General features: G+C 37.5%; 16 protein-coding genes. All 16 read right to left on the bottom strand.

Translation table 11 applies throughout. The annotated features are described in order from the left end of the window. Positions 1-137: 137 nt before the first annotated feature. Positions 138-2,261 carry a polyribonucleotide nucleotidyltransferase gene (gene pnp / locus MKX78_RS10340; protein ID WP_095369485.1) on the bottom strand — a complete coding sequence of 708 codons (2,124 nt, stop codon included), beginning with the start codon at positions 2,259-2,261 and terminating at the stop codon, positions 138-140. Between the two features lie 201 nt (positions 2,262-2,462). Then, complete coding sequence (rpsO, locus tag MKX78_RS10335; protein ID WP_095369486.1) at positions 2,463-2,732, bottom strand: 30S ribosomal protein S15; 270 nt, start codon at positions 2,730-2,732, stop codon at positions 2,463-2,465. Positions 2,733-2,858: 126 nt separating this feature from the next. Then, positions 2,859-3,806, bottom strand: coding sequence for a bifunctional riboflavin kinase/FAD synthetase (gene ribF, locus MKX78_RS10330; protein WP_307314377.1), 948 nt, complete (start codon positions 3,804-3,806; stop codon positions 2,859-2,861). Between the two features lie 82 nt (positions 3,807-3,888). Continuing rightward, complete coding sequence (truB, locus tag MKX78_RS10325; protein ID WP_095369488.1) at positions 3,889-4,806, bottom strand: tRNA pseudouridine(55) synthase TruB; 918 nt, start codon at positions 4,804-4,806, stop codon at positions 3,889-3,891. Between the two features lie 75 nt (positions 4,807-4,881). After that, entirely contained in the window at positions 4,882-5,244 is a 363-nt protein-coding gene (gene rbfA, locus MKX78_RS10320; protein WP_095369489.1) for a 30S ribosome-binding factor RbfA, read from the bottom strand. Between the two features lie 16 nt (positions 5,245-5,260). Then, the gene (locus tag MKX78_RS10315) at positions 5,261-5,542 is read right to left on the bottom strand and encodes a DUF503 domain-containing protein (RefSeq protein WP_095369490.1); all 282 of its coding nucleotides are present in this window, start codon (positions 5,540-5,542) and stop codon (positions 5,261-5,263) included. Next, on the bottom strand, positions 5,539-7,674 hold the full coding sequence (gene infB, locus MKX78_RS10310) for a translation initiation factor IF-2 (RefSeq protein WP_224938628.1): 2,136 nt from the start codon (positions 7,672-7,674) through the stop codon (positions 5,539-5,541). The genes MKX78_RS10315 and infB overlap by 4 nt, the downstream gene beginning before the upstream one ends. A gap of 19 nt (positions 7,675-7,693) precedes the next feature. Next, entirely contained in the window at positions 7,694-7,996 is a 303-nt protein-coding gene (locus MKX78_RS10305) for a YlxQ family RNA-binding protein (protein WP_095369492.1), read from the bottom strand. A 9-nt stretch (positions 7,997-8,005) separates the two neighbouring features. Beyond that, a complete protein-coding gene (gene rnpM, locus MKX78_RS10300; protein ID WP_095369493.1) occupies positions 8,006-8,278 on the bottom strand; it encodes an RNase P modulator RnpM in 273 nt (90 codons plus the stop codon). A 14-nt stretch (positions 8,279-8,292) separates the two neighbouring features. After that, positions 8,293-9,417: a transcription termination factor NusA gene (gene nusA / locus MKX78_RS10295; protein WP_191812158.1), complete on the bottom strand. Its 1,125-nt coding sequence runs from the start codon at positions 9,415-9,417 to the stop codon at positions 8,293-8,295. Between the two features lie 45 nt (positions 9,418-9,462). After that, positions 9,463-9,933 carry a ribosome maturation factor RimP gene (gene rimP / locus MKX78_RS10290; RefSeq protein ID WP_095369494.1) on the bottom strand — a complete coding sequence of 157 codons (471 nt, stop codon included), beginning with the start codon at positions 9,931-9,933 and terminating at the stop codon, positions 9,463-9,465. A 235-nt stretch (positions 9,934-10,168) separates the two neighbouring features. After that, complete coding sequence (locus tag MKX78_RS10285) at positions 10,169-14,488, bottom strand: PolC-type DNA polymerase III (protein ID WP_307314384.1); 4,320 nt, start codon at positions 14,486-14,488, stop codon at positions 10,169-10,171. A 349-nt stretch (positions 14,489-14,837) separates the two neighbouring features. Next, positions 14,838-16,532 (bottom strand): proline--tRNA ligase, encoded by a 1,695-nt coding sequence (locus MKX78_RS10280; RefSeq protein ID WP_307314385.1) that lies wholly within the window; start codon positions 16,530-16,532, stop codon positions 14,838-14,840. Between the two features lie 92 nt (positions 16,533-16,624). Further along, positions 16,625-17,890, bottom strand: a complete 1,266-nt coding sequence (rseP, locus tag MKX78_RS10275; RefSeq protein ID WP_307314387.1) for an RIP metalloprotease RseP — start codon at positions 17,888-17,890, stop codon at positions 16,625-16,627. 35 nt (positions 17,891-17,925) lie between these two features. Continuing rightward, positions 17,926-19,071 carry a 1-deoxy-D-xylulose-5-phosphate reductoisomerase gene (dxr, locus tag MKX78_RS10270; protein WP_095369498.1) on the bottom strand — a complete coding sequence of 382 codons (1,146 nt, stop codon included), beginning with the start codon at positions 19,069-19,071 and terminating at the stop codon, positions 17,926-17,928. 118 nt (positions 19,072-19,189) lie between these two features. Continuing rightward, on the bottom strand, positions 19,190-19,990 hold the full coding sequence (locus MKX78_RS10265) for a phosphatidate cytidylyltransferase (RefSeq protein ID WP_095369499.1): 801 nt from the start codon (positions 19,988-19,990) through the stop codon (positions 19,190-19,192). Positions 19,991-19,993 lie beyond the last annotated feature (3 nt).

Genomic DNA, 19,993 nt, shown 5'->3' with positions numbered 1-19,993 from the left:
TAAAGCGCTTACATAATAACAATCCCTTCGACAAGTAAAAGAAACAAGCCAAGGGCTCACAAAAAACATCATCATTTTATATTCTAACAAAAAAAGAAAGAAAAAAATCAGGGGACAACCCTGACTTTCTTACAAGTTTATTTATTCTCAGCTTTTTCTTTTTGTTCACGCTGCTCTTTTAATACAGCTTTACGAGAAAGGTTCACTCTACCTTGTTTATCGATTTCCGTCACTTTTACAAGGACTTCATCACCTATTGAAAGCACATCTTCGACTTTTCCTACCCGCTCTTCAGCTAGTTCAGAAATATGAACAAGTCCATCTTTCCCATTAAAGATTTCTACGAAAGCACCAAATTTCTCTATGCGCTTCACTTTACCCAAATACATTTGTCCAACTTCTACTTCACGAACGATATCTTCAATGATTTTCTTCGCTTTTTGGTTCATCGCTTCATCGACTGAAGAAATAAATACTGTACCATCTTGTTCGATATCAATTTTTACGCCCGTTTCTTCAATGATTTTATTGATTTGTTTTCCACTTGGTCCAATAACATCACGGATTTTATCTGGGTTAATTGACATCATTAAGATTTTCGGTGCATATTGTGAAAGCTCTTTATTAGGTTCAGCAATTGTTGCTAGCATAGAATCAAGAATCTGCATTCTACCGATTTTTGCTTGTTGTAATGCCTCTTCTAAAATTTCTCTAGAAAGACCATCGATTTTAATATCCATTTGTAATGCTGTAACGCCTTTACTTGTACCTGCTACTTTAAAGTCCATATCACCTAAGTGATCTTCCATTCCTTGAATATCGGTTAGAATAGAGTAATAATCACCTGATTTGATAAGACCCATCGCAATACCAGCAACTGGCGCTTTAATTGGTACCCCAGCGTCCATCATTGCTAAAGTACTTGCACAGATACTTGCTTGTGAGGTGGAACCATTAGATTCCAACACTTCAGAAACAAGTCGAATCGTATAAGGAAAATCCTTTTCTGATGGAATAATTGGTTCTAAAGCTCTTTCTCCTAAAGCACCGTGTCCGATTTCACGACGACCAGGTCCTCTCATCGGGCCAGTTTCACCAACACTGAAATTAGGAAAATTATAATGGTGCATAAAACGTTTTTCTTCTTCAATGCCAAGACCATCTAAAATTTGTACATCACCAAGCGCCCCTAATGTACAAATGCTCAACGCTTGTGTTTGACCACGTGTAAACAGTCCTGATCCATGTGTACGTGGAAGTAAATCAATCTCAGATGACAGCGGACGAATTTCCTCTAGTCCACGCCCATCAGGTCTTACTTTATCTTCAGTAATTAAGCGGCGTACTTCTTGTTTAACAATTTTATCAAGTACTTGCTTTACTTGTTTAAGATAGTCATCATCAACTTCTTGCTCTTCAAAATGGGTAATCACTTTATCTTTGACAACTTTAATGGCCGCTTCTCTAGCATGTTTTTCTTGAACTTGAATAGCAGGAATCATATCCGCTTCACACATAGCGCGCACAGTTGCATTAATCTCTTCATCGACTTGATAAAGTGTAACTTCCATCTTGTCTTTACCAATTTCTTCAGCAATCTTCTCTTGGAAGGCAATTAATCGTTTTATCTCATCATGACCAAACATAATTGCTTCAAGCATCGTTTCTTCAGGAACTTCTTCTGCCCCTGCTTCTACCATGTTGATCGCATCTTTCGTACCAGCAACGACTAAATGAATATCACTTTTTTCTGTTTGTTCTACAGAAGGGTTAATGATAAATTCATTGTCAACTCTGCCAACAGTTACACCTGCAATTGGACCGGCAAACGGAATATCAGAAACACTTAATGCAAGAGATGACCCAAACATTGCCGCCATTTCCGAAGAACAATCTTGGTCGACACTCATAACCATACTGACAACTTGAACATCATTGCGGAAACCGTCCGGGAAAAGTGGTCGAATTGGTCTATCAATTAATCGGCTAGCTAGAATGGCTCTTTCACTTGGACGACCTTCACGTTTAATAAAGCCGCCAGGTATTTTACCGACTGCGTATAATCTTTCCTCATAGTTCACAGTAAGTGGAAAGAAATCTAAGTTCTTTGGTTCTTTTGATGCCGTTGCTGTACTTAGTACAGCTGTATCACCATAGCGAACCAATACAGCACCGTTTGCTTGCTTTGCTAATTGTCCAATTTCAACAGACAACTTGCGTCCAGCCCAATCTATGCTGTAGATATGCTTATCTTGTCCCATATTTGTACCCCTCTCTACCATTTCACTTACAAAATCATATATACTAAAGCAAAATGCCATGACATATTTTCATCATTAATACTATTATGCACACTTTTTCAAATATATAAAATAACAAAATTTTATGTAGAATAGCGTTTTTAGGCTAATAAAAAAGCGGGAAAAAATCCCGCTTCTTCAAATAAGAAGACAAGCTTCTTATTATCGACGTAAACCAAGCTTATTGATTAACTCACGGTAACGTTGTACATCTTTGTTACGAAGGTAAGTTAATAGGTTACGACGTTTACCTACCATTTTTAATAGACCACGACGAGAGTGGTGATCTTTCTTATGAGTACGTAAATGTTCGTTCAAATTGTTGATTTCTTCTGTAAGGACAGCGATTTGAACTTCTGGAGATCCAGTATCATTTTCATGAGTTTTGTACTCACTGATAAGTTCATTTTTACGTTCTTTAGTGATTGCCATCCGATTCACCTCCTAAAATTTCAATCCCCTGTTACTGAGCAAGCGTCGGTGACTCGACTTGCCAAGCAAAGGTTCATCAATCAATACGTTTATAAGAATACAACTTTTTTAGACAAAATGCAAGAATTAACCGTTGTTTTTTGCAAAATAATCGAGTGTTGCTTGCTTATCTTTAGCAATTTGCTCTATTAAAGCTTCAATTCCATTAAACTTTCGTTCATCTCTAATATGTTGATGCCACTCTACTTCAACCTCTTCACCATATATATCTTGATCGAAATCAAAAATATGAACTTCAATAGAAGGGGTCTTTAAGTCATCATGGAAAGTTGGCTTATAGCCTAAATTACAGACCCCTTTACGCCATTTTCCTTGAACAAAAATTCTTACAGCGTAAACACCTGTAGGCGGGGTGATGAAATCTTCGCTAACAGCAACGTTTGCTGTTGGAAAACCTAATTGTCTCCCTCTTTGATCACCTTGCACGACCGGACCACTAACTGTATAGTATCTTCCCAAAAGCGGAGGGATTTTTTCAACGCTCCCCTCTTTTAAGTAAGACCTAATAAGCGAGGAACTAATCTTGGCATTATCTCTTTTTAATTGTGGAATCGTGGTTGTAGAGAAATACCCATTAGCATGTGTCTTTATCGTATCCATAGTGCCTTTTCCGAATTTACCATACGTATAATCAAATCCAGCAGATACATGTGATACATTTAAATCAATAATATACTGATCGATAAAAGCTTCTGGATCTAGATTAGCAAATGCTTTAGAAAAGTGCACAATAAATAAATAATCAATGCCTAACTGTGCAACAATCTTAATTTTCTCATTTATCGGTGTGATGTATCTAATTTGTTCTTGTGGATCACCTAATACAGCTGATGGATGAGGATCAAATGTCATTACGGCACTTTTCAACCCTAGTTCAGCTGCCTTCTCCTTTGCATTTTGCATCACTTTCTGGTGACCAAGATGAACACCGTCGAAAAAGCCCAATGCCATTGAAAGAGGTGGCCAGCTATCTTTAGTATGGTTATGTGGATGTACTATTTTTATAACTTCCATGATCATTCACCTTTTTATATTGTTTAAACATGAAGATAGGCATAGAACGTCTACTTTATGTTAAAGAACGTTTACCTTTACCCTATTCACCTATGTATAGAACTTTAGTTGGCTTTATTATACCTGGTTTATCAGGATGATGGATATACAGGGCTAACGCTTGATTGTTCACAGTCTCCATTACAATAGGACCAGATACACTCTCAAGTTCTTCGGGAGTAGGAAGAACTGCGCCATTCTTCACTTTCATTGCTACTTTATCATTTATTTGATATTTCGGCAAATAGCTAATCCCCCATTCCAAAGGTTTGAGCACATCAGCTATTCTTCCCTCGTTCATCACTTCCTCCACTTGTGGTAATGTCAAACAATCCTCAATAGTAAAGTCTGCAGACCGGATGCGAGTTAAATCAGACATATGGGCAGGATAACCAAGAAGTTCACCCATCATAACTGCTAATGTTCTAATATATGTTCCTTTTCCACATGCAACACGAAAACGAAAAGTAATCCGTTCCCCATTATATACTTCCTGCTCATTTAGCAAGGTGATACGATCAATGCGCACTTTTCTACTTGGCCGCTCCACTTCTTGCCCTAGTCGTGCATATTCATAAAGTCTTTTACCATTCACTTTAACAGCAGAATACAGGGGTGGTGTTTGGACAATCTCTCCAGTTAATTGCTGGAACACCGCGATAATCTCTTCTCGAGTAATCGGTTTATCTACCTTCTTCTCTTCTACCACTTCACCTGAGGCATCTTCTGTCGTTGTAGAGAAACCTATTGTGACCTCTCCTTCATACTCTTTACCTGCATCCGTAATATATTCGGCAACCTTCGTAGCACGTCCAATACAAATAGGTAATACGCCAGTTACCTCAGGGTCCAATGTTCCTGTGTGACCCACCTTTTTCGTTTTTAGAATCTTGCGTAACTTGAATACACAGTCATGAGAAGTCATTCCTTTTGGCTTTAATAAAGGTAATATTCCTTCCATTTTGTACGCCCCTTTCAAATTCAAATTAAGGTGAAATAAATACGGATAGACAAACGTCTATCCGCCAATCATTATTTATTCCTTATCTTTGGATTGACCGTCATCTTGAATTTGATGAAGGAGTGTTTCAATACGATTACCGTAATCGATTGATTCGTCAAACTCAAAAGTGATTTCAGGGGTTTTTCTCAAACGTATTCTCTGACCAATTTCAGAACGGATAAACCCTTTAGCTTTAGCCAATCCTCTCAATGTATCTTCTCTTTGCTCTTCATTACCGAGAACAGAAATATAGACAGTAGCTTGTTGTAAATCACCTGTCACATGAACGTCTGTTACTGTTACAAATCCCACTCGTGGATCTTTAATTTTTCGACCGATAATTTCTCCGAGCTCTTTTTTCATTTGCTCGCCAACTCTATTTGATCTTAGGCTCAATTGTTACACCTCTTTTTCAAAGCCATTCAATATCTGTAATTGTCCGTTCAATCTCAGGAAAAGAATCAATTAATTTAAGCGCATTTGAAAGCTCCCACTCAACGGCTTGTTTACTTGAAGCTACAGCAGTTATGGCAATTTGCGTATGTTGCCATGTATCTTGAAACCCTACTTCTGCAACAGAAATGTTAAACTTCTGTTGCAGACGAGTGAGGATTCGCTGTAATACACTTCTCTTCTCCTTTAATGAACGAGCATCATATATCATACACTCACACGAAACCAAACCTACAATCATTTACGCTCAATTTCTTGCATAATATAAGCTTCAATGATGTCGCCTTCTTTGACATCATTGTAGTTCTTAATTGTGATACCACATTCGTAATTTGTTGCTACTTCTTTCGCATCATCTTTGAAGCGTTTTAACGCATCAATTTCACCTTCGAAAATAACAACGCCATCTCTAATTAGGCGAATACCAGAATCTCTTGTGATTTTACCTTCCGTAACATAAGAACCAGCAATTGTACCAATTTTTGATACTTTAAATGTTTGACGGACTTCTGCTTGACCAATAATTTTTTCTTCAAACTCTGGGTCTAGCATCCCTTTCATTGCTAATTCAATTTCTTCAATTACGTTATAAATGATGCGGTGTAGACGAATATCAACATCTTCTGCTTCAGCAGCACGTTTTGCATTCGTATCTGGTCTTACGTTAAAGCCGATAACGATTGCGTTAAATGCAGCAGCAAGCGTAATATCTGATTCATTAATGGCACCCGCACCTGTATGAAGAATACGTACTTTTACGCCTTCTACATCAATCTTATTTAATGCGGAAGTTAGGGCTTCAGCAGAACCTTGGACATCAGCTTTTACAACGATGTTTATGTCCTTCATTTCCCCTTCTTTCATATGCTCAAATAAGTTATCAAGGCTAACACGAGATTTCTCAGATCTTTGTGCCTGTAGAGCTAATTGTGCACGTGCTTCCCCTACTTGGCGCGCAGATTTCTCGTCTTCTAGAACAGCAAATCTGTCACCTGCTTGAGGGACATCATTCAATCCTGTAATTTCTACAGGAGTAGATGGTCCCGCAGTTTTTACTCGACGTCCAAGGTCATTAACCATTGCACGTACGCGTCCAAATGTATTACCGACAACAATCGGATCACCAACCTTCAATGTTCCGTTTTGTACAAGTAATGTGGCTACTGATCCTCTACCTTTATCAAGCTGTGCTTCAATAACTGTTCCGACAGCATTACGATTAGGGTTCGCCTTATATTCTTCTACTTCACCAACAAGGAGAATCATTTCTAACAACTCATCAATACCGTCACCTTTAATGGCTGAAATCGGTACAAAGATTGTATCTCCGCCCCATGCTTCAGGAACTAATCCATGTTCTGTTAGCTCTTGCATTACACGGTCAGGATTTGCCGCTTCTTTATCCATTTTATTAACAGCAACAATAATTGGTACCTCAGCAGCTTTAGCATGGTTAATTGCTTCAATTGTCTGCGGCATCACACCATCATCCGCTGCAACAACTAAAATTGTAATATCAGTTATTTTCGCTCCACGGGCACGCATTGTTGTAAATGCCGCATGACCAGGTGTATCTAGAAATGTAATCTTCTTACCTTTATCTTCTACTTGATAGGCACCGATATGCTGTGTAATTCCACCAGCTTCGCCAGCAGTTACCTTTGTGTGGCGAATGGAATCAAGTAATGTCGTTTTACCATGGTCAACGTGACCCATAATCGTTACAACAGATGGACGTTCCTCAAGATTAGTCTCTTCATCTTCAGTGAAATATGCTTCTAAATCTGTCACATCTACTAATACTTCTTCTTCTACATCAACACCATATTCGCCTGCAATTAACTCAATTGAATCTTTATCTAGTTCTTGGTTAATTGTTGCCATCACACCAAGCATAAATAGCTTTTTAATGATTTCTGAAGGCTCTCTATGGAGCTTCTTAGCAAGCTCACCAACCGTTAGTGATTCAGTAAAAGTAATTTTCTCTGGTAATTCTTTTACTTTTTTAGGTGCTGGTGGTTGAGGTGGCTTCTGCCCTTTATTCTTTGGTTTATTTTTTTGATTATTATTGCGATTAGGTTTTTGATTCTTATTATTATTATTATTATTATTTGGCTTATTTCTATTGCCTTTTGGTGCACCTGCTGGTTTATTTTTCTGATTGTTTGCAGGTTGTGCTTGCGCTGATTGTTGTTTTTGTGGTTGCTTCTCTTCTTGCTTATTGTAAATACCGTCTAATTTTGTTACTTCACCTGGTTCTAATGTTGTCATATGATTCGAAACCTCTATATTCATTTCCTTTAATTTCGTAATTACATCTTTACTAGATAGATTATGTTTTTTAGCATATTCGTAAACGCGAATTTTACTCATGCTTTCACCCCCGCTAGAATTAATCGAGCAACGTTAATAGCTTTTTGGCGAATCCAGCGTCTAAAACAGCCACCACTACTCTTGCTTCCTTGCCAATTGCTTGCCCTAACAATTCTCTGTCTGGGACAATCTTATAAGGAACAGCATAAGATTTACATTTGTCTGTTACTTTTTTTGTCGTATTAGCAGAAGCATCTGCAGACAACAAAACCAGCTTCGCTTTCCCTTTTCTAATATCGCTTATAGAAAGCTCTTCACCTGAAGTGATTTTACGCGCTCGATTGGCCAAGCCAAGTAATGACATCCATTTTCTCTCATTCATTTTGGACGGTCATTTCTCCTTTTCAATAAGATCTAAAAGTTCGTTATATATGTCCTCATCCACTTGTACATCTAGATGACTAGCTAAAATATTTTTCTTTTTTGCAAGTAAGATGGCTTCCTTGCTTTTTGTAAGATACGCTCCACGACCGGATTTCTTACCTGTAACATCAACCGAAACTTCGCCTTCTTTTGAGCGAACAATGCGTACGAGTGATTTCTTCGGCATCATTTCTCCCGTCGCTATACATTTTCTCATCGGAATTTTTCTGCTTTTGTTCACCAGCCATTCACCTCTTATTCCTTATCTTCAGGGAATGTAAAATCTTCATCTTCATCATCTTGATGATAGCTTAAAAGAGCTTCATCTCTTGGATATGTGCCGGCTTCTCTTGCTTCTGTCTCTGATTTAATATCAATTTTCCAACCAGTAAGCTTCGCCGCAAGTCTTGCATTTTGTCCTCGTTTCCCAATAGCTAGCGATAGTTGATAATCTGGAACAACAACCGTTGTCGCTTTGTCCTCTTCATTTACTACAACATCTAACACTTTAGAAGGACTTAATGCATTGGCTACAAAGACAACTGGATCGCTAGACCACTTCACAATGTCAATTTTTTCACCTTTTAACTCGTTAACAACGGCTTGCACACGTGTACCTTTAGGTCCAACACATGAACCAACTGGATCTACCTCTGGATTATCAGAATGTACAGAGATTTTTGAGCGATCTCCCGCTTCACGCGCAACAGATTTTAATTCAACAGTACCGTCATAAATTTCTGGTACTTCAATTTCAAAAAGACGTTTTAAAAGTCCTGGGTGTGTTCTAGAAACATAAATTTGTGGACCTTTTGTCGTTTTTTCGACTTTTGTAATAAACACTTTAATACGATCATGTGGGCGATACTGTTCACTAGGCATCTGTTCACTTACAGGTAAAATCGCTTCAATCTTACCAAGACTAACGTAAATAAATTTTGCGTCTTGTCTTTGGACAATGCCTGTCATGATATCCTCTTCTCGATCAATGAATTCAGAATAGATAATGCCTCGTTCTGCTTCACGAACACGTTGAGTAACGACTTGTTTGGCTGTTTGTGCAGCAATTCTACCAAAATCTTTTGGCGTTACTTCCATTTCTACAATATCTTCAACCGTATAGTTAGGATTAATCTTGCGTGCATCCTCGATAGAAATCTCTAATCTTGGATCAAACACTTCATCAACGACTTCTTTGCGGGCAAATACTTTCATAGTGCCACTACCTAAATTTAAATCAATACGGACATTTTGTGCTTGATTAAAGTTTCTACGATAAGCAGACACTAACGCGGCTTCCATTGCATCAATAATGACATCTCGTGAAATTCCTTTTTCCTTTTCAAGCAAAATAAGAGCATCTAATAATTCACTGCTCATGTGATTCATATCCCCCTTTAAATAAGTTGCGTTACGCCAATTGCTTTATGAGAAGACAATAGCTAAGCGAGCTTTTGCGATTTTTTCATACGGTAATTCTACCGTTTTCTTTCTTGTTTTAACTTTCATTTCAACTTTAACGATATGGCCATCGAAGTCTGTTAATACACCTTCAAATGTTTTTTCTCCATCTATTGGTTCATACGTTTTTATAAATACGTTTTTACCAATTGCTTTCATGAAATCTTGTTCTTTTTTTAGAGGGCGTTCCGCTCCTGGTGAAGAGACCTCAAGGAAATAGTTGTAAGGAATTGGGTCAATTTCATCTAATTTCTCACTTAAGCGTTCACTAACTACTCCACACTCTTCTATATCAACGCCTGTCTCTTTATCAATAAAGACACGAAGAAACCAGTCTTTTCCTTCCTTCACATATTCGATCTCAACTAATTCCAACTGAAGATCGCTCAAAATAGGAGTGACTAATTGTTCAACTTCTTCAGTCACTTTACTCATCTTTATCCCTCCTTCTAGCAAGATGCCTATTCATTATAAATGTAGCAGCAAACACTAGAGTTGCTGCTAATCGAGATATACCGGATCATCTTTGTAACCGATGAAAATTTTGGTTAATAACAAGACGAAAGAGTGGGTTGCCCCACTCTTGTTTGCGAAGATATCCGTTAGTATTTCCAATAAAACTATACCATAACCATAATTTTTATGCAAATGGAATAGCTGTAAAAGCGACTTAGAACAAACTTAACTGATTTTGGTCTGGTAATTCTTCTAAACAACCATGATTATTTAAGTACTCGATAATTGTTTTAGATACCTTACCTCTTTGCTGAAGATCTTCCTTCGATAGGAAGTCTCCTTCTCCTCTTGCTTTTACAATATTCAGTGCTGCGTTCGTACCTAATCCTGGTATAGAGTTGAACGGCGGAATCAGTGTATTACCTTCAATAATAAAGTCACTTGCACTGGATTTATACAAATCAACTTTTTGGAAACTATATCCTCTTTCATTCATTTCAAGCGCTAACTCCATTACAGTCAGCAAGTTTTTTTCTTTTGTAGAAGCATCTAAGCCTTTCGCATTGATTTCTTCAATTTTTGCTCGGATCGCCTGTGAGCCTTTTACCATCGCATCTATATCAAAATCTTCTGCACGAACGGTAAAATAAGCTGCATAATATAAAAGCGCATGATGAACTTTAAAGTAGGCTATACGTACCGCCATTAAGACATAGGCAGCGGCATGGGCTTTAGGGAACATATATTTTATCTTTAAGCAAGAGTCAATATACCACTCAGGTACTTCATTCTTCCTCATTTCCGCTTCCATCTCTTCTGTCAGGCCTTTTCCTTTTCGGACTGATTCCATAATTTTAAAAGCGAAAGCCGGTTCTAAGCCTTGATAAATTAAATACACCATAATATCATCACGACATCCAATAACTTCACTTAATGTGCATGTATTGTTATGAATTAACTCTTGGGCATTGCCGAGCCATACATCAGTTCCATGTGAAAGACCTGAAATTTGAACAAGCTCAGAAAATGTCGTTGGTTTCGTGTCTTCTAGCATTTGTCGAACAAACCTTGTTCCGAACTCCGGAATACCAAATGTCCCTGTTTTACACATAATTTGCTCTTCTGTGACGCCTAACGATTCCGTTCCACTGAAGATTTTCATTACTTCTGGATCATCGGTTGGAATGGTCTTCGGATCAATCCCACTTAAATCTTGCAACATCCTAATAACAGTGGGATCATCATGACCAAGTATATCTAGCTTCAACACATTATCATGAATGGAGTGGAAGTCAAAATGAGTTGTTTTCCATTCTGAATTACGATCATCAGCCGGAAACTGGATAGGTGAAAAATCATAAATATCCATATAATCAGGAACAACAATAATGCCGCCTGGATGTTGTCCAGTTGTTCGCTTAACACCGGTACAACCAGAAGCTAAGCGATCAATTTCTGCGCCTCGAATTTGAAGATTATTATCATTTTGATACGCTTTAACATAGCCGAATGCCGTTTTGTCTGCTACAGTACCGATCGTTCCTGCCCGATATACATATTCTTCACCAAAAAGAACTTTTGTATAGTTATGAGCTCTAGGCTGATATTCCCCGGAGAAGTTCAAGTCAATATCTGGTACTTTATCCCCTTTAAAGCCTAAGAAAGTTTCAAATGGAATATCATGGCCATCTTTACGATAATGCTGAGAACAGTTTGGACAATCTTTATCTGGTAAATCAAACCCTGAACCTACTGAACCATCATCAAAAAACTCAGAGTGTTTACAATCAGGGCAGACGTAATGAGGAGGCAGTGGATTAACCTCTGTTATTTCCGTCATTGTCGCAACAAATGAGGAACCTACCGAACCCCTTGATCCTACTAAGTAGCCATCATTTAGTGACTTTTTAACAAGTTTATGAGAGATCAAGTAAATAACGGCAAAGCCATGTCCGATAATACTTTTTAATTCTTTCTCTAAACGAGCTTCTACGATTTCAGGTAGTTCTTCTCCGTAAATACTTCTCGCCATGCTATAGCTCATTTCACGCATTTCTTCGTCTGCGCCTTCTATTTTTGGCGTATAGAGATCATCTTTTATTGGTTTGATTTCATCAATCATCTCAGCAATTTTATTCGTATTATCTACTACGATTTTTTTCGCTGTTTCTTTTCCTAAAAATGCAAAGCATTCAAGCATTTCATTGGTCGTGCGAAAATGCACATCAGGCAGTTCATGACGGTTGAGCGGATTTGCCCCACCTTGAGAATTTACTAAAATCTTACGATAAATCTTATCATTCGGATTTAAGTAATGAACATTCCCTGTGGCAACAACGGGGATATTTAATTTTTCACCAAGTTGTACAACGTTCGTAATGATTTCTTCGAGCGCCTTTTCGTCACGAACTAACTCTAATTCTAATAAATGAGCATAGACCTCTTTAGGGTGAACCTCTAGATAATCATAAAACTCAGCTATCTCTTCCACTTCATCAGGCGATTTTTGCATCATCCCTTCAAAAACTTCACCTTTGTCACATCCAGAACCAACAATAATACCTTCTCTATATTTCTGTAATACCGAGCGAGGAATACGTGGCACACGATAAAAATAATTAATATGAGCAATCGAGACTAATTTAAAAAGATTCTTCAATCCTTCACTCGTTTGCGCTATCAAAGTACAATGGGACGGTCTAGCCCTTTGATAAGCATTTCCTTTACCCATATTGTCATTAAATTGATCATGGTATTCAATGCCTTTAGCCATCGCATCCTTCAGCATTTTGATTAATATATAGCCTGTTGCTTCCGCATCGTATATTGCCCGGTGATGTTGAGTTAGTTCAACATCAAACTTCTTTGCCAATGTGTTGAGGCGATGATTTTTCATTTCAGGGTGTAAAAATCGCGCTAATTCAAGTGTATCTACAACGGGATTTGTTGCTTTTCCAAGACCTAATTTCTTATACCCTACATTTAAAAAACCCATATCAAATGAAGCGTTATGGGCCACAAGCACACTATCGCCAGTCCATTCGTAAAAATCTTTTAAAACGTCAGCTACTTCAGGGGCATTCTCTACTAAATCATCTGTTATGCCCGTTAAATTAATTGTCGTAGCAGATAATGGATGATGCGGATTAGCAAAGGATTCAAAACGATCAATAATCTCGCCGTCGTGAATTTTCACGGCTGCAAGTTCTATAATGGTGTCATAAACAGCAGATAATCCAGTCGTTTCAACGTCAAACACAACATAAGTATCTTCAGCTACTCGTCTATGAGCATCATTATAAGCAATTGGTACACCGTCATCGATTAAGTTCGCCTCAACACCATAAAGTATTTTGATACCATTTTTCTTACCGGCATTAAATGCTTCTGGAAAGGATTGAGCACCAGCATGGTCTGTAATCGCAATTGCTTTATGTCCCCACTTCTTTGCTTGTGAAACAAGCGCACTAACCGAACTAACGGCATCCATTTGGCTCATTGGTGTATGAAGATGAAGTTCAACCCGCTTTTCATCTTCCTTAGCTGTATCTTTTCTTTCAATTGGTTTAATTTCATTTAAATCATTACCAATCATGACTAGGTCACGCACGAAGGTATCATTTTGAATGCTACCACGAACTTTCAGCCACATGCCTTTTTGTACCATTTGAAAGAGTGCAGCATCTTCTTTATCTCGGGAAAACATTTTTACAAGTATCGAGCTTGTATAATCAGTAATTTTGAAAGTTAATAATGTCCGACCACTTCTGAGTTCTTTTGTTTCTGCATGAAAGACGTAACCTTCGACAGCAATTCTTCTTTCTTCATCAACTATATCAATTAGTTTGCGGAAGTCAGCATCATCTTTAATTGTCAGGCCAACTGTCAATGGCCCTTGTGGTATCGGTGTATCTGATTCTTGCTCTAATGCTTTCTTCTCCATTTCAATTGCTGCTTGCATGCCGCGTTCTTGATCTTCTTTTCTCTTTGCTTCTAAGAAACGCTCATATGCTTCATTGCTCTCTTCGGTTGACAATTCTGTTTCAATTTGAAATGGTGGAAATCCAAATGATTGAAAGCTATCAAGAATAAGGGGCGCATACTTATTTTTAATAGACTGACTTTCCATATCATTACTAACGGTAACGATTACCTTATTTCCCTTTATTTTCGGCACTTGCTCATGAAGAAGCTTAAGCATCGGTGGTGAGATGCCTTCAATTTCTTTCATACAAAATGTCCAATAATCTTGAATTAAGCTCTCATCATATTCTTGATTCGTAACAGTAATAGAAAAAGAGGTACGTGCAATATGAGAAAACTTGTGGTGCAATTGAGCTGCAAATCTTTGAAGAACAGTTGCCGGTAAGATTTGTTCTAAGCTAAAGGAAAAATGCCACCTTTTTTCCTTTTTTTGAATATATACTTTCATGATTTCGGCTTGTTCAAAATAATGAACAAAAGCATCTTCTGTTAATTCTAATTGTTGTAACAGGAGCTGAAAACGTTCTTTGTTTCCTTTTACATCGTTCATTTCAGCCCTCCCCCTTCATTAACGTTCTATTTTTCTTCAATCGGTCACTATTATATCATAATTAAATACTAGATTTGATAAAGTAAAAATCACGCTAATTGTCAACTATTTTGTGGTAATGTATATTATTTCCCCGAGGAATGAACGGGTTATTTAACACTTCAAAAATGAATGAAGCGTAGGCTATTAAGCATAAGTATCAAGCTATAATTCGGAAAGTGACGCAATTTATTAATAGGACTACAATCTAATTCTATCGATGATAAATAAAAAACCGATCCCATTCTCATCTTTAACATTTGACGACTAATGGGGTCGGATTATTTTTATATAGGAATGTTTAGGTTTTTTATGCTAACTGATTATGAATGAATTGTGGTAATTCATCCACCGATACTTCAAATTGCTCGCCTGTACTTCTTAATTTAACTTCTACGATGCCTTCATTTGCCTTTTTACCAACAGTAATTCGTAAAGGTAAACCGATTAAATCACTATCAGCGAATTTTACGCCAGCTCGTTCAGCGCGATCATCCCATAAAATACGATACCCTAAATCTTTCAAAGAATCGTATACTCTTTCACTTAATTGCACTTGGTCTTCTTTTTTCATATTTAAAGAAACAAGATGAAGCTGATAAGGTGCGATATTCTCCGGCCAAACAAGTCCATTTTCATCACTATGTTGTTCCGCAATAGCTGCCATTACACGAGAAACCCCGATGCCATAACAACCCATAATCATTGGTTGTGAACGGCCATTTTCATCAAGAATAGTCGCGTCCATAGCTTCACTATATCTCGTACCAAGCTTGAATATATGACCAACTTCAATTCCTTTTGCAAAAAGAATACTACCTTCTCCATCAGGTGATGGGTCTCCTTCTTGAATAAAGCGAACATCTGCATATTGTTCTACGGTAAAGTCGCGATCCACATTTACATTGACATAGTGGTAACCAGCTTCATTTGCACCGCAGACACCATTAACAATTGCACTGACAGCATGGTCGGCAATGATCCGTACATTTGCATGAACCGGACCAATGGAACCAATTTCACAGCCAATAACGGATTTTGTCTCCTCAGCATCAGCTAATTCCACATCATTGGCAGCGAGCAGATTCTTTACTTTAATATCATTGACTTCATGATCACCACGAACAAGTATCAATACATAATCTTCATCTACTTTAAACAGTAATGATTTTATGCATTTTTCTGCTGAGACATTTAAATAATCCACAATTTCTGCAATACTTTTTTGATTCGTAGTACTAACTTTTTCAATTTCTCTTAACTCTTCATTAGATTTTTCATATGTTGAAACTACCTCTGCCATTTCAATATTTGCTGCATATTGAGATGTATCAGAATAAGCAATCGTATCTTCTCCAATTTCGGACAGAACCATAAATTCATGAGTATCTTTACCACCCATTGCTCCAGAATCCGCAATAACAGCTCTAAAATTCAAACCTGCGCGAGAAAAAATATTGGAATAAGCTTGATAAAAAAGGTCGTACATCTCATCTAAACTTTCTTGGCTTGAATGGAAAGAATAACCATCTTTCATAATAAATTCTCGACCTCTTAGCACACCAAAACGCGGACGCTTTTCATCACGAAACTTCGTTTGAATTTGATACAGAGCAAGGGGTAACCTTTTATATGATTTCACTTCATCACGTACAAGACTCGTCACAACCTCTTCATGTGTTGGCCCAAGAGCAAATTCTCGCTCATGACGGTCTTTCATTCTCATTAACTCTGAACCATATGTATACCAGCGACCAGACTCTTGCCACAACTCTGCTTGCTGAAGTGCAGGCATAAGCATCTCTACGGCATTAATGGCTTCAAGCTCTTCTCTAATAATCGTTTCAATATTTTGTAACACTTTCCTTGCCATTGGTAAATAACTATAAATACCACTAGCATTTTGACGAATAAATCCTGCTCTTAATAAAAGTTGATGACTTTTAATTTCTGCATCAGCAGGGTTTTCCCTTAAAGTTGGAATTAATACCTGACTTTGTTTCATCTTAATTTATACACCTCTATTATTTATTTTCATTATCAAGGCTCAGAAACCATTTAGTGAAAACGGATCTCTGAGCCTCAGGTTTCATCTTCTTATAAAAAGAATCGCTGAATGTCATTCCATGTTACAACTAACATAAGCAGCATTAATAGCGCAAAGCCTACAAAGTGAACCATACCTTCTTTTTGTTTGTCAATCGGTTTTCCTCTAACTCCTTCAATAGCAAAGAACATTAATCTTCCACCATCGAGAGCAGGGATAGGCAATAGGTTCATGATACCTAAATTGATGCTTAAGACGCCTGCCCACTTCATTAAATAAAATATACCTGATTGAGCAACTGTGTCAACTGAAACATAGATACCAACAGGACCTGAAAGGGCATCAATCGTAAATTCCCCAGAGATTAACTTCCCTAAAATAACAAAAATTTCTTTTGTCCATAATAAGGTCTCCTCAGCACCGTATACAACTGATTTAAATGGATTTTTTTCCATCGGACTATATACACCGATCACACCGATTGTCGGACCATCTTCTATTTCTTGTGACTTAGGTGTAACCGGGATCGTCATTTCTTCCCCACCGCGATCAATTTGAAATTCAAGCTCATTATTAGGGTTTTTCTGAATGATTTCTACAACATCTTGCCAGCTTGAAATTTCTGCACCATCGACTGAATGAACAATGTCACCTTGTTTGAATCCTGCATCAATCGCTGCACCATCTTCTGTTAATTCCCCAAGCATCGGCGCATTTGATGGCATCCCCTGTAATAAAGCGATGATGACAAAAATAACAAAAGCTAAAACAAAGTTCATCATCGGTCCAGCGAAAATAGCCATTGTTCTTTGTCCTAAAGTTTTAGAAGAAAATTGGCGATCATAAGGAGCAATCAGTGTTTCTGTTCCATCTTCCACCAATACTGCTCGGCGATTCACCTTAAAAGTTTCTAATTTTTCTTCTTCCTCACCTTCGACATACCCTTTTAATATCAATTCATGTTCAATATCTGCATGTTCGATTTCGAGAATCCTTGCATCCGGATATTTATCTTTGTTATTTAAAATAATCTTCTGAACTTCATTTTGGTCATTGAAGACTAATCCTACACGGTAACCTGCTTTCAATTCGACCATTTCAACATCTTCACCAGCCATCCGAACATAGCCACCTATCGGTAACAACCGGATCGTATAAAGTGTATCATTTTTTGTAAATGAAAAAACTTTTGGTCCCATACCAATCGCGAACTCACGACATAGGATACCTGCTCGCTTCGCAAAGATTAAATGTCCAAGTTCATGGAAAAATACTAGTGCCCCAAAAATGATAATAAAGGCTATGACTGTACTCAATTTTTAACCACCTTTTTTTCTGAATCAAAAACGAATCAGCTTGATAAAAGCGAATAGATATAGGCTCTTGTTTCCTCATCTACTTCTTGTATTTCTGATAATGTCGGTGCTTTTATACAGGAATGTCTTGTTAAAGCTTTTTCAATTAACTCTTCAATCTTTAAAAAGCTTATTTTTCCTTCTAAAAATGCTGCAACCGCTGCTTCATTTGCTGCATTTAAAACCGCAGGCATCGATCCACCTTCTTTTCCTGCTTGGTAAGCAAGCGCTAAACAACGAAAGCGATCATAATCCATCTCTTTAAAATGGAGCTGGCCAATTTTGGCTAGATCTAATCGCTTATTCTTTAATGGTAAACGGTCTGGGTATGAAAGTGCGTACTGGATAGGTACCCTCATATCCGGTGTACCTAATTGTGCGATGACACTACTATCATGGAATTCAACCATTGAATGAATGATACTTTCATTATGAAGAAGACAGTCAATCTTATCATATGGTAATGAGAATAACCAATGAGCTTCGATTACTTCTAAGCCCTTATTCATCATTGTTGCCGAGTCAATTGTGATTTTAGCTCCCATTGACCAGTTAGGATGATTTAACGCTTGTTCAACTGTTACTGCTTCTAAATCCGCTCTGCTATAATCACGAAAAGATCCTCCAGAAGCGGTTAAAATCAATCTATCGATATTCTTCGCATTCTCACCTTGTAATGCTTGAAAAATCGCTGAATGCTCACTATCAACAGGTAAAAGGTCAACACCATAGTTTTTTGCTGCTTCCATGACTAAATGCCCCGCTGTTACCAATGTTTCCTTATTTGCAATAGCAATCGTTTTTCTTTCCTCAATTGCTTGTAATGTTGGTTCTAGTCCGACACGACCTAAAACAGCATTTACCAATATATTTGCTTTATTGTATACAGCCACTTCTGTTAAACCGAGTTGTCCATATGTAAATGATATGCTTGGAAACTCAGCTTTAAGCATCTCCATCGAACTTTTTTCTAAGACGGAAACAAGCTCTGGATGGAATTCATTGATTACTTGACGGGCAAAATGAATATTTTTTCCTACTGAAAAAGCTACTAATTGGAATTCATCAGGATGCTGTCTAATGATATCTAACGTTTGTGTACCGATAGAACCTGAAGCACCCATTAAACTAATTTTTTTCATTTCTAAAACATCTCCTATTAAGAAAAGTGTCTACTAAGCCACATATCATATGGTATGATTACACTTTCCCCGCTAAAAACGGCGTCTCTATATAATCGTTTCTCTACCCTGTCTTTTATTACATGATAGATAAGATAATATACATAAATGGCCAAACAAATAACAAGCTATCGAAACGGTCAAGGATCCCACCATGACCAGGTAATATTCTACCCGAATCTTTTACCCCGTAATGTCTTTTAAATGCTGATTCTGCCAAGTCGCCAACTTGTCCAAAGACAGCTAATAGACAGGTCATAAGAATAATGAGAATAGCGGGTTCACTAATATCTGTGAAAATCAAAAACAAACAAGCAACAACAACAGATGAAATAACACCGCCAACACTACCCTCTATTGTTTTATTAGGACTAATATCTGGCCATAGCTTTCTTTTTCCAAATGCCTTTCCAAAGAAATACGCACCTGAATCAGAAGCCCATATAATAAATAGGCTAAAAAAGATCCAAATAAGACCATTCTCCATCGCTCTCGTTTCTAGAAAGTAATGAAAACCAAAACCTATATAGATAGTAGAAATGAGCATAAAGGCAATATCATCATATGTAACACGATTCTTTGTTAATACTGTATATGTAAGCAAAAGAAGTACACCAAGTACTAAAATATCTGTCTTTCCAACTCCTGCTCGTATTAACCAAGCAAAATAAAATTCTGTAGGAATCATGATCATCCATAATATAAACGTAGATATGAGTCCTGGAAGGGAAAATAGATTAAACCCTTTCATTCTTAATAGTTCGTATAAGCCTACTGTTGCAAAAAAATAGGCAAGGAGCATCAATGGCCACCCACCAATAAATACTAGTGGCAAGAGAACTGCTCCAAAAATGATTGCTGTGATTACTCTTTCTTTCATTCA

Origin of the sequence: Cytobacillus sp. FSL R5-0569 (assembly GCF_038007265.1) — a bacterium.
GTDB lineage: Bacteria > Bacillota > Bacilli > Bacillales > Cytobacillaceae > Cytobacillus > Cytobacillus kochii.
The sequence above is the reverse complement of the archived record's forward strand: the minus strand, read 5'-3'. Positions and strand labels throughout refer to the sequence as shown.